The 21,586-nt window shown below is 64.6% G+C and carries 16 protein-coding genes and 1 pseudogene; 10 read left to right on the top strand and 7 right to left on the bottom strand.

Annotated features, from left to right (window positions below; all coding sequences use genetic code 11):
- A pseudogene (locus ACNFCI_RS23350) lies at positions 1-1,699 on the top strand (hypothetical protein); the annotation flags it as partial.
- A 97-nt stretch (positions 1,700-1,796) separates the two neighbouring features.
- A complete protein-coding gene (locus ACNFCI_RS23355) occupies positions 1,797-2,468 on the top strand; it encodes a TetR/AcrR family transcriptional regulator (protein WP_084859053.1) in 672 nt (223 codons plus the stop codon).
- Between the two features lie 17 nt (positions 2,469-2,485).
- Here the strand turns inward: ACNFCI_RS23355 and ACNFCI_RS23360 are convergent, their stop codons facing one another.
- The gene (locus ACNFCI_RS23360; RefSeq protein WP_368829563.1) at positions 2,486-3,493 is read right to left on the bottom strand and encodes a GlxA family transcriptional regulator; all 1,008 of its coding nucleotides are present in this window, start codon (positions 3,491-3,493) and stop codon (positions 2,486-2,488) included.
- A 145-nt stretch (positions 3,494-3,638) separates the two neighbouring features.
- On the opposite strand from ACNFCI_RS23360, the gene ACNFCI_RS23365 reads away from it, so the two are divergent.
- The 3 genes from ACNFCI_RS23365 (at position 3,639) to katG (ending at position 7,407) form a co-directional block, all read left to right on the top strand.
- Positions 3,639-3,851, top strand: coding sequence for a PLD nuclease N-terminal domain-containing protein (locus ACNFCI_RS23365; protein ID WP_084859055.1), 213 nt, complete (start codon positions 3,639-3,641; stop codon positions 3,849-3,851).
- A 262-nt stretch (positions 3,852-4,113) separates the two neighbouring features.
- Positions 4,114-4,992 (top strand): DMT family transporter, encoded by an 879-nt coding sequence (locus ACNFCI_RS23370; protein WP_084859056.1) that lies wholly within the window; start codon positions 4,114-4,116, stop codon positions 4,990-4,992.
- A gap of 162 nt (positions 4,993-5,154) precedes the next feature.
- Positions 5,155-7,407 (top strand): catalase/peroxidase HPI, encoded by a 2,253-nt coding sequence (katG, locus tag ACNFCI_RS23375; protein ID WP_368829564.1) that lies wholly within the window; start codon positions 5,155-5,157, stop codon positions 7,405-7,407.
- Positions 7,408-7,478: 71 nt separating this feature from the next.
- Here katG and ACNFCI_RS23380 read toward each other — a convergent pair whose 3' ends face one another.
- The 3 genes from ACNFCI_RS23380 to ACNFCI_RS23390 form a co-directional block, all read right to left on the bottom strand.
- Entirely contained in the window at positions 7,479-8,006 is a 528-nt protein-coding gene (locus ACNFCI_RS23380; RefSeq protein ID WP_368829565.1) for a DoxX family protein, read from the bottom strand.
- Between the two features lie 119 nt (positions 8,007-8,125).
- Positions 8,126-9,412, bottom strand: coding sequence for an ATP-binding protein (locus tag ACNFCI_RS23385; protein WP_084859059.1), 1,287 nt, complete (start codon positions 9,410-9,412; stop codon positions 8,126-8,128).
- Positions 9,409-10,149, bottom strand: coding sequence for a response regulator (locus tag ACNFCI_RS23390; protein WP_416768360.1), 741 nt, complete (start codon positions 10,147-10,149; stop codon positions 9,409-9,411). Before ACNFCI_RS23390 ends, ACNFCI_RS23385 begins: the two co-directional genes overlap by 4 nt.
- Positions 10,150-10,359: 210 nt before the next feature.
- Between ACNFCI_RS23390 and ACNFCI_RS23395 the strand changes: the two genes are divergently transcribed.
- The 5 genes from ACNFCI_RS23395 to ACNFCI_RS23415 all read left to right on the top strand — a co-directional run bounded on the left by ACNFCI_RS23395 (position 10,360) and on the right by ACNFCI_RS23415 (position 17,055).
- A complete protein-coding gene (locus ACNFCI_RS23395; RefSeq protein ID WP_084859061.1) occupies positions 10,360-10,632 on the top strand; it encodes a DUF2790 domain-containing protein in 273 nt (90 codons plus the stop codon).
- On the top strand, positions 10,622-11,152 hold the full coding sequence (locus tag ACNFCI_RS23400) for a thioredoxin family protein (protein ID WP_084859062.1): 531 nt from the start codon (positions 10,622-10,624) through the stop codon (positions 11,150-11,152). Before ACNFCI_RS23395 ends, ACNFCI_RS23400 begins: the two co-directional genes overlap by 11 nt.
- 305 nt (positions 11,153-11,457) lie before the next feature.
- On the top strand, positions 11,458-12,633 hold the full coding sequence (locus tag ACNFCI_RS23405; RefSeq protein ID WP_368829601.1) for a TolC family protein: 1,176 nt from the start codon (positions 11,458-11,460) through the stop codon (positions 12,631-12,633).
- Positions 12,634-12,690: 57 nt separating this feature from the next.
- A complete protein-coding gene (locus ACNFCI_RS23410; protein WP_368829566.1) occupies positions 12,691-13,893 on the top strand; it encodes an efflux RND transporter periplasmic adaptor subunit in 1,203 nt (400 codons plus the stop codon).
- A gap of 15 nt (positions 13,894-13,908) precedes the next feature.
- Positions 13,909-17,055, top strand: a complete 3,147-nt coding sequence (locus ACNFCI_RS23415) for a CusA/CzcA family heavy metal efflux RND transporter (protein ID WP_368829567.1) — start codon at positions 13,909-13,911, stop codon at positions 17,053-17,055.
- A 117-nt stretch (positions 17,056-17,172) separates the two neighbouring features.
- Here the strand turns inward: ACNFCI_RS23415 and ACNFCI_RS23420 are convergent, their stop codons facing one another.
- The 3 genes from ACNFCI_RS23420 to ACNFCI_RS23430 form a co-directional block, all read right to left on the bottom strand.
- Complete coding sequence (locus ACNFCI_RS23420; protein WP_324812155.1) at positions 17,173-18,495, bottom strand: MFS transporter; 1,323 nt, start codon at positions 18,493-18,495, stop codon at positions 17,173-17,175.
- Between the two features lie 271 nt (positions 18,496-18,766).
- Positions 18,767-20,917, bottom strand: a complete 2,151-nt coding sequence (locus ACNFCI_RS23425) for a TonB-dependent receptor (RefSeq protein WP_368829568.1) — start codon at positions 20,915-20,917, stop codon at positions 18,767-18,769.
- Positions 20,918-20,973: 56 nt separating this feature from the next.
- Positions 20,974-21,381: a DUF2946 family protein gene (locus tag ACNFCI_RS23430; RefSeq protein WP_084856852.1), complete on the bottom strand. Its 408-nt coding sequence runs from the start codon at positions 21,379-21,381 to the stop codon at positions 20,974-20,976.
- Positions 21,382-21,586 lie beyond the last annotated feature (205 nt).

The raw sequence follows: 21,586 nt of genomic DNA on the forward strand, positions 1-21,586 counted from the left end.
CCTGCCCGAGGCCAACCGCATGCTGCTCGACTACTGGGAAGCGCTGCGCATCCGCCTGTACAACCTGCGGCACAACCTGACGCTGGACGGCCAGCCCTTGAACCTGCCGCTCTATGCCGCGCCGGCCGACCCGAAGGCCCTGTGGGCCGACGCGGTGGCCGCCGAGGCGGGCGGGGCCAATGCCTTGCCGACCATCGACAACGTGCCGGCGTTGCGCTTCATTCCGCTGATGGAAGGGGCGCGGACCATGGCGTCCCACCTCATGCTGTTCGGCAATGCCATGCGGCTCATTCTCGAGCGCCAGGATGCTGAAGGGTTGCTGGAACTGCTCAGTACTCAAGGGGTGGAACTGGCGGCCAGAAGCGTGGAGCTGCAAGAGCAGGCCCTCAAGGAGCTGGATGTTGAACGCAAACGTATAACAGTGCTTATGGAGGTCGCCAGGACGCGACGAGACCATTACCGCTCCCTGTATGACGAGAACATGAACACAGGTGAAAAACTGGCACTAGGTTTCGCCCAAACGAGAAAAGCCTTGACCGGCGTTTGGGGATCGCTCGCCGTGACGGCGGGACTGGTGAATACATTCCCGAATGTTTTCGGCACATCCAACGGTGGTGGACGTCCCAGCGGCCCACTGCAGGCGGCAGGGACGGTTGCTGGCCTGACGATGACCGGCTTGGAGATCGCCAGCGAGACGATCGATAAATGCGAGGCCTATCGACGTCGGCGCCAGGACTGGGAGATTCAGTACAAGAATGCCGCAGGATTCATGGCGGCATTCCAGGTGCAACTGGAAGCGCTGACGGTGCGTGAAACCTCTATCAACCTGCAGATCGCCCACGCGCGGTCCCAAGAGATGAATGCTCAGGTACAACTTGCTTACCATCAAGGCAAGGCGACCGCCAAAGCACTGTACAGTTGGTTGCGCGCGCGCCTGGCAAGTATCTTTTATACCTACTACGACCTGACGGTTACGCGCTGCCTGATGGCGCAGAAGGCGTTGCAATGGGAAATGGGTGACAACACCCGCTACCTGCGCACGGGCACTTGGAATGGCGCTTGGTCGGGGCTGTTGTGCGGAGAGGGGCTGATGTTGGCGTTGGGGCAGATGGAGGATGCCTGGGTGAGATGGCAAAAGCGTGAGTTGGAGGTGACCCGCGACGTGTCGCTGGCCAAGGTCTTCGATGGCAAGCTTCTCGTGGATGAGGAGGCAGTCAAGCTGCAGGATGCCATTCAGAGCGTGCAGGACGGAAAGGAGATCGGTTGCACGCTTCCGCTGGGCAGTTTGACGTTCGAGTCGAACAAGCTGTCTATACAGTTCGGCCTCAAGGATCTGGGCTTGGCGCAAGAGTTCGAAGACGGCATATGCCGCATTCGTCGCATAGCGGTGAGCCTTGACGGGCCGCATGTCGAATCTTCCGAGCAGGTCCGGGCGCGTTTGATGACCAACTACCTCGGCTTGCCGTCCGGTTGCCACCAAAGCGTCATATCCCATGCCCGCAAGGACGACGGTCTATTCCCTCAGGAGGGCGGCAACGCGGCCACCCGATGGTTGCCGTTCGAAGGGCTGCCTATCGCGTCGGCCAATGACGAGGATGACAAGACGTTACTGAGTCTGACCTTCGCCGATGCCAAGGATCAGCAGGTACTGAAAGAGCTAAGCGACATCACCTTGCACATCCAGTTCACCGTCCGCTGACACCTTTGGGAGGGCACACAGGTGCCCTCCCGCTTCCCTGTACGGCCCCGCTCGCGGATAATCCCACGCCATTGAAGACAACAGCCTGCGAGTGGGTATGAGTGATTCGGTAGTCAATCTCGGGCAATCCGGGATCGAAGGGGAGCGCAAGCCGCGCAAGCACAACCCCGAGAAAACGCGCGAGGACATCCTCCAGGCCGCCATCCATGAGTTCGTGCAACAAGGCCTTGCCGGCGCGCGGGTCGATGCCATCGCCGAGCGCACCGCCACCTCCAAGCGCATGATCTACTACTACTTCGGCAGCAAGGAGCAGTTGTACATCGAGTGCCTGGTCAAGCTCTACGGCGACATCCGCAAGACCGAGCACAGCCTTGACCTGGAGTCGCTGCCGGCCGTGCAGGCCATCGAACGTGTGGTGGACTTCACCTTCGACCACCATGACCATAATGTCGATTTCGTGCGCATCGTCTGCACCGAGAACATTCACTACGGCGAGTACATCAAGCAATCACCGGCGATTCGCGAAATGAGCAGCCTCGTGCTGCAAGGGCTGGCCCGTACCCTGCAACGAGGTGTGGAAGAGGGCGTGTTCCGGCCAGGCATCGACGTCATCGACCTGCACATGCTGATGAGCTCGTTCTGCTTCTACCGCGTGTCCAACCGGCATACCTTCGGCGAGCTCTTCCAAATCGACCTCTGCGAGCAGGAGGTCAAGCGGCGCCACAAGCAGATGATTCGCGAAGCGGTCTTGGGTTACATCCGTGCTTGAACGGGCTGCCAGCGGCCTCACTCGCCCAGGCGCTGCTCCCGTGATGGCGGGTAGCCGAAATAGGCCGCATAGCACTTGCTGAAGTGCGATACCGAGACGAAACCGCAGGCGACCGCGACTTCCATTACCGAGAGGTCGGAATATTGCAGCAGCCGACGGCTCTTGGTGATGCGCAGTTCCATGTAGTAGCGCCGCGGCGAGGTGCCGAGCTGGGCCTGGAACAGGCGGTCGATCTGGCGCCGTGAGCGGCCACTGTAGGCGGCGAGCTGGTCCAGGCTGAGGGTTTCCTCGAGGTTGTTCTCCATCAGCTCGACGATGGTACGCAAGTGCAGGCTCATGGACTTCTTCGCCCCAGGGCCAACCTGGCGATAGCGGGCCCCGGAGAACGACAGGATTTCCTCGACACCTTCGGCCAGTGCATCGCCGTAGAGACGTCGAACCAGGCCGAGCATCAGCTCCATGGCGCCATTGGGGCTGGCGGCGGTGAGCCGGTCCCGGTCCAGGGTGAAGCTGGCCGGTGTGAGGCGGGTCTGTGGGCTGCGTTCAGCCAGGCTGGCACGCTGTTCAGGGTGAATGCTGCAGCCGTAGTCGTCCAGCACACCTGCGCGGCCAAGGAACCAAGCGCCGTTCCACAAACCGCCCAACGCCATGCCATGGGCCGCGCAGTCGCCCAGCATGCGGTCGAGTTCAGGGTATTTGAGTGGCGTGCGCAAGCCGCCGCAGATCACCAGCAGGTCCAGCTCCTTCAGGCTGGCTGCATCGAGTTCGCTGGCCACCAGCTCCAGGCCCAGGTCGCTGAGCACCCGGTCGCCCTTGGGTGAGAGCGGGTTGAAGCGGAAGCTGTCGGCACGCAGCAGGTTGGCGGTGACCAGCACGTCCATCGCCACGGTAAAACTGGCCATGGAGAAGTGTTCGAGAAGGACGAAGTCGACTCGATAGGGCACCTGGCCGTTAGCGGAGGCGGATTTTAGCCGCAGCATGTTGCTGGTGCTGGTCTTCTGGCTGAACTGACGTGGCGTGGACACTGCTGACTCCGACTCCTGGCTGGCCCGATGAGTTTGCTGGGAGCGTGAGGGAAAGACAACTGGATCGCACACGCGGGCAGGATCGGACTGAACCCTGGCGGCTGGCTGGCACCCAAAGCACTACATGCCTATTGGGAGAGCGCTCATGGAAATCGGAACGATCTGGATCATTCTCGCAGCCATTCTGATCCTCTTGGAGATCTTCGCCATCTGGCACATCATCGGCAGCGACCGGCGCGCTGAACGGAAGATGCTATGGATCGTCTTCGTGGTCTACGTACCCTTGCCCGGCTTGATCGTCTGGGCCTGGATGGGACCTCGGGCCGTGAAGGGGCGGGCGGTGCTCGAGGAAAAATAGTGCACCAGGGGCTGATGCCTGTCAGTCAAGGACACGGAACGCTGCACGCCCTATCGCCGGCAAGCCGGCTCCCACAGGTATAGCGCCGGCCTCCAAACTGACGTTCTACGTGTGTGCCGGTGCTTGCAGTCGATAAGGCTTGGTTGCCTGGCATTACAGGTTTCGCATCCTGGTGCATCTCTTCTAGAATCCGCACAGTAAACCCGCCGACCGACCGGCCGTGCGGTTCCCGGCGCGAGTGTGCGCCACCGCCGAGAACGCCATGAGTGCCAGTACCCCGCTGTCCGGAGTCAACCAACCGCTGCGCGGCATCGCCCTGGTGGTGGTGGCGACTTTCCTGTTCGCCAGCCACGACGCCCTTTCCAAGTTCCTGGGCGGCCTGTACCCGATCATCATGGTGGTCTGGGCACGCTACCTGGTACATACCCTACTGATGGCCGGGATCTTCCTTCCCAAGGCCGGCATGGCCGTATTGCGCACTCGCCGCCCGGTCTTGCAGACGTTGCGTGCGCTGAGCCTGTTGAGCACGAGTTTGCTGTTCACCACAGGCCTGCAGTACCTGCCTTTGGCCGAAGCGACATCCGTCAACTTCCTCGCCCCGGTGCTGGTCACCGCGCTTTCGGTGCCGCTGCTCAAGGAGCGCGTCAGCGTCGGCCAGTGGGTAGCGGTGGTGATGGGCTTTATCGGCGTGCTGGTCGTGGTGCACCCTGGGGGGGCGATGTTCACCCCGGCGATCCTGTTCCCCTTTGGGTCGGCCCTGGGCTTTTGCTTCTACCAATTGCTGACCCGAAAGCTGGCCGTCTACGACAGCCCAACCACCAGCAACTTCTTCGCCGGGCTGTGCAATACCTTGATCCTGAGCGTGCTGGTGCCGTTCTTCTGGCACGCACCGCAATGGAACCACGTCGTCTTGATGCTGGCCCTTGGCGGTTGCGGCATGACCGCGCACCTGTTACTGACCCAGGCCTTCCGCCTGGCTGCCCCGGCATTGCTGGCGCCGTTCAGCTATTGCCAGATCGTCTTCGCCGGTTTGCTGGGGCTGCTGATCTTCGGCCAGGTGCCGGACATCGCCAGCCTGGTGGGCATCGCCATCATCTGCCTGAGTGGTTTGGGGGCGGCCTGGATGCAACGCGGCAAGTGACAATGCTGCTGACAGTTTTGGCCTATCGACCCTAGTCAATTGCCCTATTAGAAACCTGGCTGCGCTCGGCTAGGCTTCACTCTGCCCCAAGAAAACGGCATGCAGGCATGGGCAGGGACACCCCTGATGCCTGTTCCACTTCCGTGCGAAAGGTACACGCAGATGTCGAACGAATCGAAATGCCCGTTTCATCAGACCGCCGGTGGCGGCACGAGCAACCGTGACTGGTGGCCTGACCAGTTGAACCTGCGGATCCTCCATCAACATTCGTCCAAGTCCGACCCGATGGACCCGGACTTCGACTACGCCAAGGCGTTCAAACAACTCGATTTTCAGGCCCTCAAGCAAGACCTGCGAGCCTTGATGACCGACTCCCAGGACTGGTGGCCCGCGGACTTCGGCCACTATGGCCCGCTGTTCATCCGCATGGCCTGGCACAGTGCTGGCACCTACCGTATCGGCGACGGCCGGGGTGGCGCAGGCTCCGGCCAGCAGCGTTTCGCCCCGCTCAACAGCTGGCCGGACAACGTCAGCCTGGACAAGGCCCGGCGCTTGCTGTGGCCGATCAAACAGAAGTACGGGCGCAACATTTCCTGGGCCGATCTGATCGTGTTGACGGGCAACGTGGCCCTGGAATCCATGGGTTTCAAGACCTTCGGCTTCTCCGGTGGGCGCGCCGATGTGTGGGAGCCGGATGAAGATGTGTATTGGGGCTCGGAAAAGGTCTGGCTGGGCGGTGACACCCGTTACGGCAAGGCGCAACCCCCCGGCAAGGGCGACCTGGTGGCCGAACCGCAGAAGCACGAAGAAGAACAAGGGCGCGCCCTGGGCGGCGAGCGAAACCTGGAAAACCCCTTGGCCGCCGTGCAGATGGGGCTGATCTACGTCAACCCGGAAGGCCCCGAGGGTAACCCCGACCCGGTGGCTTCCGGCAAGGACATCCGTGAGACCTTCGGCCGCATGGCCATGAATGACGAGGAAACCGTGGCCCTGATCGCCGGCGGCCATGCATTCGGCAAGACCCACGGTGCAGGCCCTGCCGACAACGTCGGACCCGAGCCGGAAGCGGCAGGTCTGGAATTGCAGGGGCTGGGTTGGCAAAACAGCTACGGCACCGGCAAGGGCGGCGACACCATCACCAGCGGCCTGGAAGTGACCTGGACCTCGACCCCGACGAAGTGGAGCAACGAGTACCTGGAGAACCTGTTCAACTACGACTGGGAACTGACCAAAAGCCCCGCCGGCGCCCACCAGTGGCGGCCGAAGAACGGTGCCGGAGCAGGGCGGATTCCCGACGCCCATGACCCTGGCAAACGCCATGCGCCATCGATGCTCACCTCTGACCTGGCCCTGCGTTTCGACCCTATCTACGAGCCCATCGCCCGTCGCTTCAAGGAACACCCCGAGCAGCTGGCCGATGCCTTCGCCCGTGCCTGGTACAAGCTCATCCACCGGGACATGGGCCCTTTGGCGCGTTATCTGGGGCCGGAGATGCCCGAAGAAGAGCTGCTCTGGCAGGATCCGATCCCGAAAGTCGACCACCCGCTGGTGAACGAGCAGGACATCGCCACCCTCAAGGACAAGGTCCTGGCATCGGGGCTCAGCGTGGCGGAGCTGGTGTCCACCGCCTGGGCCGCAGCTTCGACCTTCCGTGGCTCGGACAAGCGCGGCGGCGCCAACGGCGGGCGACTGCGCCTGGCACCGCAGAAGTTCTGGGCCGCCAACCAGCCCGAGCAATTGAACACGGTGTTGCAGGTACTGGAGAGGATCCAGGGCGAATTCAATGCCTCGGGCAAGCGGGTTTCCCTGGCCGATCTGATCGTGCTCGCAGGTAGTGCCGCAGTTGAAAAAGCCGCCAGGGACGCCGGGCATGATGTCAACGTGCCGTTCAGGCCCGGGCGCATGGATGCCTCCCAGGCGCAGACCGACGTTGAATCCTTCGGCGTACTCGAGCCGTTGGCCGATGGTTTTCGCAATTTCTCCAAGGCGCGCTACAGCGTCAAGGCCGAGAAGCTGTTGTTGGACAAGGCCCAGTTGCTGACCCTCACCGCCCCTGAAATGACCGTGCTGGTTGGCGGCCTGCGGGTGCTGGGGGCCAATACCGGTGGCAGCGCGCATGGCGTGTTCACCGACAGGCCTGGCACGCTGAGCAATGACTTCTTCTGCAACCTGCTGGACATGGGGGTGGAGTGGAAACCCACCTCGGCGGACAACGAGACCTTCGAGGGTCGTGACCGCAAGACCGGCCAACTGAAATGGACGGGCACCCGGGTCGACCTGGTGTTCGGTTCCCATGCCCAGCTGCGCGCCCTGGCCGAGGTGTACGGCAGCAGCGATGGAGGGGGCAAGTTCGTCAAGGACTTCGTCGCGGCATGGGTCAAGGTCATGGAGCTCGATCGCTTCGACCTGAGGTGATCGCGGCAAGTGCGCCAACGAGCGACGCGATCGCGGGGTTGCCCCGCGATCGCGCTGCGCGCAGAACAGCTCTAGCCCACCGTCGCGGTACGGCCCGCCAGGCGCAGCCGACGCCACAGCCAGTGGTCCAGGCTCAGGCGGCCTGCGCCCTTGAGCAGCAGTGGCAGCAAGGCCACGAGGTAGATCAGCGGCAGCTTGAAGTTGCCGTAGCCCTGATCGGTGATCACATAGCCCCGGGCCAGCTCGGCGAGGGTCGACCAATGCTCCGGCCAATGCACGGCGGCTATCGCCACCACGGTGACCACCATCAGCACCGCCGAGGCCAGGCGAGTGCCCAGGCCAAGCAATAGCAACAGCGGGCAGATCAGCTCCGCCCACAGCGAGAGCTGCCAGTTCAAGCCCGCAGGCAGCTCGTTGAATGGAAACGGAAAGCTCGACTGCAGGTCGGTGAACCAGTTGGCGCCATTGAATTTCTCAAGGCCCGACTCGAAGAACTCCCAGGCCAGGAACAGGCGCAGGGGCAGGTCAGCGCCCCAGCTGGCGACGCGATCGAGCAGGGTGAGTGGTTTCCAGCCTGAGGGGTGGGCGAGGGTGTTCATCAGCAGGTCTCCCGAATATGCAGTGTGTGTACGCAAGTGTGCTGGAGCGGCGTATCTGCAATGTGTCGGGCGGGCAGTGCTTATGTATCTTCGTGTAGATCGGCGCCGCTCAGGGCGCCTCACGTCAACTCTATTTGCGCGCACAACCCACCTGCCGGGCGATTGGTCAAGGTCAGGCGCCCACCCATGGCCTGGGTCAGCTGATGGGCGATGGCCAACCCCAGGCCGGTCCCGCCAGTGCTGCGGTTGCGCGAGCCCTCGACGCGGTAGAAGGGCTTGAGTACCTCATCGAGCTCTGCAGCCGGAATGCCGGGGCCTTCGTCCAGAACGCGAATGAAGGTACGGGTGCCGGCGTGCTCGACCTCAAGCTGTGCCGCCCCAGCGAACTTCAGGGCGTTGTCCACCAGGTTCACCAATACCCGGCGCAGGGCATGGGGGCGGGTTTGCAGGGTGACGTTGGTGGCACCGAGGCATTCGACCTTCGCGCCGCTGTCCTGGTAGTCGAACACCAGGCTGTCGAGAAAGGCGTCGAGCTTGACCCGGCAGGGCGCCTCGGTGCTGCTGTCCATGCTGCGGGCATAGGCGACGCCTTCGCGCACCAGGTGCTCCATGGCCGTCAGGTCGCTCCACAGCTTGTCCTTCTCCGTGCCATCGTCCATGACCTCGACGCGCAATTTCATGCGCGTGATCGGGGTTTGCAGGTCATGGGAAATGGCCGCCAGCAACTGCATGCGCTCCTTGAGGTAGGCGGCGATGCGAGCCTGTAGCGCATTGAACGCCACGGCGGCATAGCGCACCTCCCGCGGGCCGCTTTCGTCCAGTTGCGGGCCTGGCTTGTCCGGGTCCAGGTCGTCCACTGCCCGGGCCAGGCGGGTCAGAGGGCGGATGGCCAGGCGCACCGCGAGCCAGGTGCAGACCAACAACACCGCCAGCTGGATCAACAGCACCACAGGCAACCACTTGGCCACCGGCACGCCGGAAGGCGTGACGTCGAGGGTCAGGGGGGCGCCGTCGGCCAGGCGCAGGTGTACCTGGAAATGTGGAGTAGGGCCTGGGATCTCGAGGAAGGTCAGGCGGTAGTCCCGGCCGATCGCCTTGACGATGGACTCGGCGGCCATGGGTGGGTCTTCGCTGGGCATGGCCTGGCCGCCGAGGCCTTGGCCCAACTGGTAGCGATAGCTGTGGCGCTGCAGGCGGGGCAGCCAGGCGGCACGTTCCTCGGCCGGTAGGCGGTCGAGGATGGCCACCGACGTGGCGACGTCCTGCTCCAGGTTGCTCAGCATCATCGAGCGGCTGCTGACATAGCGCTCGTAGAACTGCAGGCTGAACGACAGGCCATAGGCCAGCACCAGGCCGGTGAGGAAGATCAGGGCCAGGCGCGACGCCAGGGTATGCGGCCACCTCATGTGGGTGACTCGAGCAATTGCACGGGCAGGGAGAACACATAGCCTTCGCTGCGCACGGTCTTGATGCAGTTGGGCTCGCGGGCGTCGTCGCCCAGGCGCTGGCGCAGGCGGCTGACCAGCAGGTCGATGGAGCGGTCGAAGATGTCCGCTTCACGGCCCTGGGTGAGGTTGAGCAATTGCTCGCGGCTGAGCACCCGCTGCGGGTGGTCGAGGAATACCCGCAGCAGGCGGTATTCGGCGCCGCTCAGGGCCACCAGCGTGCCATCGCTGTCGAGCAGGTGGCGGGCTGTGGTGTCCAGCCGCCATTGACCGAAGCCGATCAGCCGGCTGCTTTCGCTGATGGTCAGATTCGGCGGCAGCATGCGGGTACGGCGCAGCACGGTGTTGATCCGGGCCAGCAGCTCACGGGCCGAGAAGGGTTTGGTCAGGTAGTCGTCGGCGCCCATCTCGAGGCCGATGATGCGGTCGGTCTCGTCGTTGCGGGCGGTCAACATCAGCACCGGCGTGTTGCGGTGCTTGCCGGCGCGCAGTTCGCGGCACAGCAGCAGGCCGTCGTCGCCCGGCATCATGATGTCGAGCACCACCAGGTCGACGGTATTGTTCTCCAGGAAGGCGCGCATTTGTCGGCCATCGGCAACGATGCTGGTACGCAGGCCGTTCTTCTTCAGGTAATTGCCGACCAGTTCGCGGATCTCGCGGTCGTCGTCGACGATCAGGATGTGATCGACGTGTTCCATCGCAGGGTTCCTGTACGAGTAAGGATGCAGGCAAGTGTACCGAGCGTCGCAGTGCTTGCCTGCCGGGGTTTGTATTGCAGTGTATCTGCCTATGACAGGGATACAGGAAAATGCACACCTGGCCCCGTGCAGACACATCCGCGATACCCAGCAGGCCTGTAATGGCTCTCGACCGGGGAACCAATTCCCCATTTGCACAGGAGAGATGCCATGACCTTCAAGACTTTTGCCAATGCAGCCCTGTTCGCGTTGTTCGGCGTTGCCGCCATTTCCGCCCAGGCCAGCAGCGAACCGATGAGCGACAGCGTGATGCAGTATCGCTATGGCGACCGGCTGGACGTGCAGAAAGTGCTGTCGATCAAGGATGACCAGAGCAATGCTTGCGGCGTGGTGAATACCCGCATGGACTACCTCGATTCCCATGGCCGTAGACAAAGCCTGGAGTATCGTACTTACGCCACCGGTGGCTGCCATGACAACTGACCGACGCCGGTGGCTGAAGGTTGCCGGGTGGGTGCTGGGCCTGCTGGGGCTTGGCCTGGCGGGCTACCTGGCGGCCCAGGGCAGGGAGAAGCCCATGCCCTCGCTGGCCGGTGCCAGCCAATGGCTCAATTCGCCGCCGCTGGACGATGCCGCCCTCAAGGGCAAGGTGGTGCTGGTGGATTTCTGGACCTGGGATTGCGTGAACTGCCAGCGTAGCCTGCCTCACGTCAATGACTGGGCCCGGCGCTACGCCGACCAGGGCTTGGTGGTGGTAGGGGTGCACACCCCGGAGTACGACTATGAGCATGACCTGGGTACCTTGCGCGAGAAGGTGGCCAGGCTCGGCATCGGCTACCCGGTCGCGGTGGACAACGACTACCGGGTCTGGAACGCCTGGGGCAACCAGTTCTGGCCTGCGCACTATTTCGTCGATCGCCAGGGGCAGGTGCGGCATGTGCATTTCGGTGAGGGTGACTATGCCGGACAGGAGCGCGTGATCCAGGCACTGCTGGCGGAATGACCTTGTCGGGTAGGCGGCGGCCTTCGACTGCAATCGCAGGACAAGCCCCACACGGGATCGCGTAAGCCCGGAGTTACGCGGTCCTGTGTGGGGCTTGTCCTGCGATTGGGCCGGAGCAGCCACCTGATCAGCCTGCCGCTTTCTTTCAGAATTGTAATGTTCATGCCACCGCGACGATAAGCGCCCCGCCCTAGAGTCCCTCGCCAAGCTTTCCGACGCCTGTCGACGAGGACCTCACCGTGCCGTGCAACCGTGCCACACCCCGCAATGCCGCCTTGTTTGGCCTGCTACTGGCTGTGCTTGCCATGCCGCAGCTACAGGCAGCACAAGGCTTGAGCCTGCCCCAGGCGCTCGACGCCGCTTTCGCCCAGAACCCCGAACTGGCCGCCGCAGGCCGTGAAATCGGTATCGCCGAGGGCGAGCGGCGCCAGGCCGGGCTGATCCCCAACCCTGAACTGTCCTGGGAGGTCGAAGACACCCGTCGCGACACCAGCACCACCACCGTGACCCTCAGCCAGGCCCTGGAGCTCGGTGGCAAGCGTGGTGCACGGATCGAGCTGGCCAGCGCCGGCCAGAGCGTTGCGCAGCTCGAACTCGAGCGCCAGCGCAACGGCCTGCGCGCCGATGTGGTCCAGGCCTTCCATGCCGCGCTGCGGGCACAGACCGCGCTGGAGCTGGCGCAGCAGTCCCAGGCCTTGACCGAGCGCGGCCTGCAGGTGGTGCAGGGGCGGATCAAGGCCGGCCAGTCCTCACCGGTCGAGGCCACCCGTGCCCAGGTACAGTTAGCCCAGGCACGTGCCCAGGTGCGCCGTGCCGAGTCCCAACGTACGGTCGCCTACCAGGCCCTGGCGCGCCTGACCGGAAACCCGTTGGCCTCCTTCGACCGCCTCGATGCCAGCCACCTGTCGCCAGGGCCTGCGCCCCGTGCCGAGGCCTTGCTCGACAAGATTGCGCGAACCGCCGAATGGCGCCTGGCGCAGGCGCAGATCCAGCGGGGCGAGGCGGCTCTGGGCTCGGAGAAGGCCCGGCGCATACCCGACCTCACTGTGAGCCTGGGCAGCCAGTACAGCCGCGAAGATCGCGAACGGGTGAATGTGGTTGGCCTGTCGATGCCGCTGCCTTTGTTCGATCGCAACCAGGGCAACGTGCTGGCTGCTGCCCGGCGTGCCGACCAGGCCCGCGACCTGCGCAACGCCGTCGAACTGCGCCTGCGCAGCGACACCCGTAGCGCCGTCAGCCAGTGGGCCGCCGCCATGGCGGAGGTGCAGGCCTACGACCGCACCATCCTGCCGTCGGCCCAGCAGGCGGTCGACACCGCCACGCGAGGGTTCGAAATGGGCAAGTTCGGCTTCCTCGACGTGCTCGACGCCCAGCGCACGCTGATCGAGGCGCGCGGGCTGTACCTGGACGCCCTGGCCTCGGCCACCGATGCCAGGGCGCAGGTGGAACGTATCTATGGCGATCTGGGTGAGGGGTTCTGATTGGAGCTGCGTTGCAGCCCCAGGTCCCCAGAACGGCCCATCTTTTCAGGAGTAACGATGAATAACACCCGCAAGATAGCCCTCCTGGCCGCCGCCATCGCCGTGTTCGGCCTTGGCGGCCTGGCCTGGACCAACACCGCTGGCAAGGTCCGCGATGACCGTGGCGAACACACCCACGCCCATGATGGCAAGCAGGATGAGGGCCATGGCGAGGAGGGTGGCGAGGCACACGCCGAGCAGACCGGTAGCCTGCACCTCAGCGCCGCCCAGATCGAAGCCGCCGGCGTGCAGTTGGTCGTTGCCGGGCCAATGACATTGGGCACGGCCATCAGCTTCCCAGGCGAAATCCGCTTTGACGAAGACCACACCGCCCATGTGGTGCCAAGGGTGCCTGGGGTGGTCGAGGCGGTACAAGCCGAACTGGGCCAGGCGGTCAAGCGCGGCCAGGTGCTGGCGGTAGTCGCCAGCCAGCAGATCTCCGAGTTGCGCAGCGAACAACAGGCCGCCCAACGGCGCCTGGAGTTGGCGCGGTTGATCTTCAAGCGCGAACAACAGTTGTGGCAGGAGCGCATCAGCGCCGAGCAGGACTATCTGCAAGCTCGCCAGGCGTTGCAGGAAGCCGAGATCGCCCTGGCCAACGCCCGGCAGAAAGTCGCTGCCGTGGCGCCGGCAGGGGCCGGCAACCGCTATGAACTGCGCGCACCGTTCGATGCAGTGGTGGTGGAAAAGCACCTGACCGTAGGTGAGGTGGTCGATGAAACCAGCAACGCCTTCACGCTCTCGGACCTCAGCCGGGTATGGGCGACCTTCGCCGTCACGCCTGGCGACCTGGGCCGGGTGACCACCGGGCGGAACGTGACCGTCAGTGCACCGGACCTGGGCGCCGAAGTGCAAGGCAAGGTCAACTATGTTGGCAACCTGCTCGGCGAGCAGAACCGCGCCGCCACCGCCCGAGCCACTCTGGCCAACCCTGACGGCGCCTGGCGCCCAGGGCTGTTCGTGACGATCGCGGTGAACATCGAGCGCTTCGACGCCGCCGTGGTGGTGCCGGAAGCGGCCCTGCAGACCTGGGAAGAGCAGACGGTGGTCTTCGCCCGTACCGAGGAGGGCTTCGAGGCCCGCCCGGTCAAGACCGGCCGGCGCGATGCCGGCCAGGTGGAAATCACCGAAGGGCTGGCCGCCGGCACCCAGGTGGCGGCCGCCGGCAGCTTCGTCCTCAAGTCCGAGCTCGGCAAGGGCTCGGCCGAGCACAGCCACTGACCCAGGAACGTATCCATGTTCGAACGCCTGATCCAATTCGCCATCGAGCAGCGCCTGGTGGTCATGCTCGCGGTGGTGCTGATGGCCGCCGTGGGCATCAACAGCTATCAGAAACTGCCTATCGACGCGGTACCGGACATCACCAACGTCCAGGTACAGATCAACACCGCCGCGCCCGGCTATTCGCCGCTGGAAACCGAGCAGCGCATCACCTTCGCCATCGAGACGGCCATGGCCGGCCTGCCTGGGCTCAAGCAGACCCGCTCGTTGTCGCGCTCGGGCTTGTCCCAGGTGACGGTCATCTTCGATGACGGCACCGATATCTTTTTCGCCCGGCAACTGGTGAACGAGCGCCTGCAAGTGGCTCGCGAGCAACTGCCTGAGGGCATCGAGGCGGCCATGGGGCCGATTTCCACGGGCCTGGGCGAGATCTTCCTATGGACCGTCGAGGCCGAGCCGGGAGCACGCAAGGAGGACGGTACGCCCTACACCGCCACTGACTTGCGGGTGATCCAGGACTGGATCATCAAGCCGCAATTGCGCAACGTGCCCGGTGTGGCGGAGGTCAACACCATCGGTGGACATGCCAAGCAGTACCTGATTGCGCCGGACCCCAAGCGCCTGGCGGCCTACAAGCTCACGCTCAATGACCTGATCCGCGCCCTGGAAAGCAACAACGCCAACGTGGGGGCCGGCTACATCGAGCGCAACGGCGAGCAGCTGCTGATTCGCGCTCCGGGCCAGGTGGCGTCGGCCCAGGATATCGCCAATATCGTCATCTCCAGTACCGATGGCGCGCCCATCCGGGTCAGCCATGTCGCCCGGGTCGGGTTGGGCCAGGAGCTGCGTTCGGGCGCGGCCACCGAAAATGGCCGCGAGGTGGTGCTGGGCACGGTGTTCATGCTGATCGGCGAAAACAGCCGCACGGTGTCCCAGGCCGTGGCCGCCAAGCTCGCCGAGGTCAACCGCAGCCTGCCCGAGGGGGTGGTAGCCGTGACGGTTTACGACCGCACCAACCTGGTTGAAAAGGCCATCGCCACGGTGAAGAAGAACCTGGTGGAGGGCGCGATCCTGGTGATTGCCGTGCTGTTCCTGTTCCTGGGCAATATCCGTGCGGCATTGATCACGGCCATGGTCATCCCGCTGTCGATGCTGTTCACCTTCACCGGCATGTTCAGCAACAAAGTCAGCGCCAACTTGATGAGCCTGGGGGCCCTGGACTTCGGCATCATCGTCGATGGCGCAGTGGTGATCGTCGAGAACGCCATCCGCCGGTTGGCCCATGCGCAGCAGCGCCATGGGCGCATGCTGACCCGCAGCGAGCGCTTCCACGAAGTGTTCGCCGCTGCTCGCGAGGCGCGCAGGCCCTTGGTCTACGGCCAGTTGATCATCATGGTCGTGTACCTGCCGATCTTTGCCCTGACCGGTGTCGAAGGCAAGATGTTCCACCCCATGGCCTTCACCGTGGTGATGGCCCTGCTGGGCGCGATGATCCTGTCGGTTACCTTCGTCCCGGCAGCCATCGCGCTGTTCGTCACCGGCAAGGTGAAGGAAGAAGAGGGCGTGGTGATGCGTACCGCACGCCAGCGCTACGCGCCGGTACTGGGCTGGGTGCTGGGCCATCGCAACCTGGCGTTCGCCGGGGCTGCAGCCCTGGTGCTGTTGTCGGGTGTGCTGGCCAACCGTATGGGCAGCGAGTTCATTCCCAGCCTCAGCGAAGGCGACTTCGCCCTGCAGGCCCTGCGCGTGCCGGGTACCAGCCTGAGCCAGTCGGTGCAGATGCAGCAACAGCTGGAAACGGCCATCATCGCCCAGGTGCCCGAGGTGGAGCGGGTATTCGCCCGCACGGGTACCGCTGAGATCGCTTCCGACCCGATGCCGCCGAACATCTCCGATGCCTATGTGATGCTCAAACCGCGCGAACAATGGGCCGACCCGGACAAGCCGCGCGAAGCGCTGATCGCCGAGGTGCAGCGCGCCGCGGCCAGCGTACCGGGCAGCAACTACGAGTTGTCCCAGCCGATCCAGCTGCGTTTCAACGAGCTGATTTCCGGCGTGCGCAGCGATGTGGCGGTGAAGGTGTTCGGCGACGACATGGCAACACTCAACCGCACCGCCGCGCAGATCGCCGCCACCTTGCAACAGGTGCCGGGAGCTTCGGAGGTGAAGGTCGAACAGACTACCGGGCTGCCGGTGCTGACCATCGATATCGACCGCGATAAGGCCGCCCGCCATGGCTTGAACGTCGGTGATGTGCAAGATGCCATCGCCATTGCCGTCGGCGGGCGAACGGCCGGTACCCTGTACGAAGGCGACCGGCGTTTCGACATGGTGGTGCGCCTGCCCGAGGCCCTGCGTACCGATGTCGACGGGCTTTCGAACCTGCTCATCCCGGTGCCGGCCAGCGCAGCGGCAGGGACAACGCAGATCGGTTTCATCCCGCTGTCCCAGGTGGCCACGCTCAACCTGCAACTGGGCCCGAACCAGGTCAGCCGTGAGGATGGCAAGCGGGTGGTGGTGGTCAGTGCCAACGTGCGTGGGCGCGACCTGGGTTCGTTCGTCGAAGAGGCCGAGCAGACCCTGATCGACCAGGTGCAGGTGCCGCCGGGCTATTGGACACGTTGGGGCGGCCAGTTCGAGCAACTGCAGTCGGCCGCCGAGCGTTTGCAGGTGGTGGTGCCGGTGGCGCTGCTGCTGGTGATGGCATTGCTGCTGATGATGTTCAACAACCTCAAGGATGGCCTGCTGGTGTTCACCGGCATTCCGTTCGCCCTGACCGGCGGGGTGCTGGCGCTGTGGCTGCGGGATATCCCGCTGTCGATCTCCGCCGGGGTCGGTTTCATCGCGTTGTCTGGGGTGGCGGTGCTCAATGGCTTGGTGATGATCGCCTTCATCCGCAACCTGCGCGAGGAGGGTCGGTCGCTGGGCACGGCCATCGAGGAAGGGGCGCTGACCCGGTTGCGGCCGGTGTTGATGACCGCGTTGGTGGCGTCGTTGGGGTTCATTCCGATGGCGCTGGCCACCGGTACCGGGGCGGAGGTGCAGCGGCCGCTGGCGACCGTGGTGATCGGGGGCATCCTTTCATCCACCGCGTTGACCTTGTTGGTACTGCCGGCGCTGTACCAGTGGGCGCACCGGCGGGAGGAGGGGGAGCCTGGTTGAGGGCTTGGGGCGCTGCACGTCCATCGCCGGCAAGCCGGCTCCTACAGGTAACGCGTCAGTCGTGACGATAGCACTGTTGCTGTGGGAGCCGGCTTGCCGGCGATAAGGCCCTTGAGTCTACGTCGCTTCAGCCTGACGCCCACCGATTTCATCATGCAACGAAATCCGCGAAGTTTCCGGCAGTGCCAAGCCACCGACCAACGCCACCAGAGCGATCGCCACCAGATAGAACGCTGGCGCCAGGCTGCTGCCGGTCTGGCTGATCAGCCAGGTCGCCACCAGCGGTGCGGTGCCTCCGAACAGGGTGTAGGCCACGTTGTAGGTGATCGCCGAGGCGGTATAGCGGGTGCGGGTCGGGAAGCTTTCCGAGAGCAGCGCGGCGGTGACTACGCCGCTGAGCAAGGCGCCGATCGCCAGCAGGATCACCCCCAGCAAGGCGCCTGACATCGACCCCGAGCTGGCCAGCCAGTAGGCCGGAAACACCGCCACCATCACCCACAGGCAGGTAAAGCCAATGGTCTTGCGCCGCCCGACGCGGTCGGAGAACGCACCGGCCAGGGGGCAGCCGACGGCAGCCACCAGCAGCGCCACGGTAGACACCAGCAGCGATTGGGCACGGGTCAGGTTGCCGACCATCTGCAGGTAGGTGGAGAAATAGGTGGTGAACATGTAAAACGACAGCGCGGTCAGGGAAATGAATGCCCCGAGGTTGCGGATTGCCCGGCCGTGATGGCGCAGGGTGTCCTTGAGCGGCGAATGGCTGTGTTCCTTGCCCTCTGCCATGGCCTCGCGGAAGGCTGGGGTTTCCTCCATGCGCCAGCGCAGGTATAGGCCCACCAGCCCCAGCGGTGCCGCGATCAGGAAGGGAACCCGCCAACCCCAGCTGCTCATCGCCTCGGGCGTCAGGCTGGCTTCCAGGGCATAGGCGATCACCGCTGCGCAGGCGAAGGCCGAAAAGGTCGACACCGGCACGAAGCTGCCGTAGAAGGCACGTTTGTCCTGGGGCGCATGCTCCATCAGGTAGGCGCAGGCGCCGGCATATTCGCCACCGGCCGAAAAGCCCTGCAGGCACCGGGCCAGGGTCAGCAGCAAGGGCGCTGCCAGGCCGATGCTGGCGTAGGTCGGCAGCAGGCCGATCAGGGTCGTGGAGCCGGCCATGAGCAGGATCGTCAGCGACAGGATGCGCTTGCGTCCCAGGCGATCGCCCAGGGCGCCGAACACGATGCCACCCAACGGGCGCAGGGCGAACGCCACGGCGAACACGGCGAAGGTCTTGAGCAGGGCGATGCTCGAATCCTCGCCGGTGAAGAACAGGCTGGCGATCAGCGTGGCGAGGAAACCATAGACGGCGAAGTCGAACCATTCGACGAAGTTGCCAATGGCCGAGGCGGCGATCACCCGGCGCAGGGTGGCGGGGGATACCTCATGGGGTAGGGGCATGGGGGTGTTCTCCGGTCTTCATGGGCAGCTTGGACGAAAGTGCCGCGGTCGGGCCGCGGCATCGTTGTTATGTGGCCCAGTAGAGCGGCAGGTGGGGCGAGGCGCTTTTTCATGGACGACATCGGGATACCTGATCTGGCCCTGTCGCGGGGCAAGCCCGCCCCCATCTGTTCTGCGCTGTTTTCAGAAGCATCGCCGTACCGGTGGTTGCTGGCTTGCCAGCGAGAGGGCCGGGGCAGTCCGCTGGCCAGGGCCGATTTTCGTACAGGCCCTAGAACCGCAGGTCCATCGCCACCTCGAACGTGCGCGGTGCGCCCATGTAGTACTGCGTGCCATACGCCTGCTTGGCATACAGCTCATCGGTCAGGTTACGCACCCGTGCGGTGATCGCGGTGTGTTCGTCCAGGCGATAGCGGGTGAACACACCGAACAGGGTATAGGCAGGAGCTTGGAGCGTATTGGCGTTGTCGGCGTACACCGAGTCGACATAGCGCATGTCCATCCCTGCGGTCCAGGCCGGGGTGAAGGCATAGGTGAGCCACAGGTTGGCGACGTTGGCCGGGACGTTGACCGGGGTGTTGCCCTTGCGCGATACCGACTTGCCGCCGACCGCTTCGTTGAATTCGTCATACCTGGCATCGACATAGGCATAGTTGGCCTCGGCCAACAGCCTAGGCGTGACCTGCAGCCGGCCGGACAGCTCGATGCCGCGCGAGGTCTGCTGGCCCGCCTGGACGGTCACGTTGGGGTCGTTGGCGTCGCGTACCGCGAAGTCCTTGCGCACGATCTGGTACACCGCCAGTGTCGCTGCGCCACGCCCGTCGAGGAAGTCGAACTTGCTGCCAGCTTCCCACTGCTCGCCCTTGGAGAGGTCGAACAAACCCACGTTGGAGTAGGTGGCAGACGCCAAGGAACCGGCCGGCAGGTCGGCGGCGGTACTGTATTGCAGGTATACGCTGGCCGACGGCGTCAAGGCGTAGGTCAGGCCGACACGCCCACTCAGGGGCTCCCAGCGGCGTTCGAAGTAGGCCGGGCTGGTGGCCGAGACCGGGCCATAGTTGTGCACCTGCATGTCCAGGTAGTCGTAGCGCAAGCCGCTCAGCAGGGCCAGGCGCTCGGTGAGCTGCAGGCGGTTTTCGGCGAACAAGGCGCGGTTGGTCACTTCGTGGTGGCGTTGCTTGGTCAGACCATTATTCACGCCAGGGATGTCCCCGAAGCTACCGGGGTCGAAGTGGTCCGGGTCCACCATATCGCTCCAGTTGTTGGACGTAGGGTAGAGCGTCTGGCGCATGCGCGAATAGTCCAGGCCCAGCGCCCATTGGCTGACCAGGCCGAACAGCGCGTTGTCGTGGCGCAGTTCGATACGGTTGCCCAGCACCCGCTGTTCGTGGCGCTGCAGGTAGGGCCCGGAGCGCACGACGTTGCCGGCGTCGCTGTAGGCGTAGCGCTCCAGGTTGCGGTAGTCGCGCTGGGCTCGGTAGTGATACAGGGTGTTCTGCACGCTGGTGCTGTCGCTGAGCTGGTAATCCAGGATCGAGCGCAGCCAGCGTACGCGCTGCTCGTAACGGCCATCGGCGATGTTGTAGTTCTCGAAGCGCCGGTGCCGGTCGATCTTCATGGTGCTGCGTCCCGGCAGGATCGGCGCGCCCCAGTAGGGGCTGTCTTCCTTGTCCTGTTGGTATTCCAGGGCCAGGGTATGGGTCAGGTTGGGTGACAGGTCGCTGAGCAGCGAGAATGCCAGGCTGTCGGTCCAGCGCTCGTTACGATCGACATAGCCATTGCCGTGGCTACGGCTGAAGTCCAGGCGGGCGAAATGCCGGGCCTCGGCCGGGTTGCCGGCCAGGGCCTGGTTGATGCCGAAGGCGACTTCCGCGTCGTCGTAGCTGCCATAGCGCACCCGTGCATCGACGGTCTGCTCGTCGCGGCTGGCCAGCTTGGTGATGTAGTTGATCGACCCGCCCACGGCACCGGCGCCATGCAGGAACGACGAGGGCCCGCCAAGCAGCTCGACCCGGTCGATGGCCCAGGCGTCCACAGGGCGGGTGGCGCTGCTGTAGCCCAGGTTGATGCCGTTGTAGAGCTGGGTGATCTGGTTCTGGGTAAAGCCGCGGTAGGACACGTAGCCGCCATAGCCGGGGTTGGCCGAGGCATTGACGCCGGCCATGGCGTTGATCACATCCTGGGTGTCCTTGGCGCCGCGCTCCTCGATCACGCGGCGGTCCGAGACACTCACCGAGGCCGGGGTTTCCCGGGCGCTGAGGCCGAGCCGGGAGCCGGTGCGAATCGGCTCGTCCAGCTGAACCCCGGTGGGCGCCTGGCGTTCGCCATCGACGGTGGTGGCGGTCAGTTCGATAGGGGCGGTACCCGCCCAGGCGTAGCTGCAGGTGCCCATCAGGAGCACCAGGGAGGTCTTGCGAATCATGTTGTCAGGGCTTCCACGCAAAGGTCATGGCTGACCACCAGCGCGCACGGCTGGCGTCAGGCGAAGGTCGCTGCTGCGGGGAAGGCGATGGGAGAGGCGCGGGGGTTGAGGGCGGGGCGCAGGTAGCGTGGCGGCGGCTGTGCCCAACTGCGTGCGACGATGGGTGAGGGTGTGTTGCCCCTGGCCCGGAAAAGGGCCCAGCCGTGGCTGGCCAGCGGTACGGCCAGGGCGAAGGATGAGCACACCGGGCACTCGAGCTGGGCCATGTGTTGGTCGCTGCTGCTGTCGCCCAGGTCGATCGCTGGGCTGTGGTCGCTGGAGAGCGAACAGAAACCGCCTTCCAGCCCGGCCAGGCGCAGGCCGCTCATCTGGCCATGGTGCAAGCCGCACAACAATAGGCTGAACAGGACGCTGGCATAGAGCGCCCAGGCAGTCAGCGAACGTGTCTGGCGGGAGGTGTTCATGGTTGGCGAATCTACCATTCGAGTGGATGAACGGTATAACGCGCAGGTGTGGTGGAATGTCGCAGCAATGCCGGTGGGCCGCAAAGCGGCCCCTTGAGTCTGGAGGGGGGCTTGGGGCGAATGCCTGTCAGTTAAGGCCCCATCGCCGGGGATCCCGCGCCCCCCCGGGACGGGGGGGGGGTGGATACCACCCCGGACCCGTGGG

This window comes from Pseudomonas sp. NY15356, assembly GCF_048068175.1.
Taxonomy (GTDB): Bacteria; Pseudomonadota; Gammaproteobacteria; order Pseudomonadales; family Pseudomonadaceae; genus Aquipseudomonas; species Aquipseudomonas putida_K.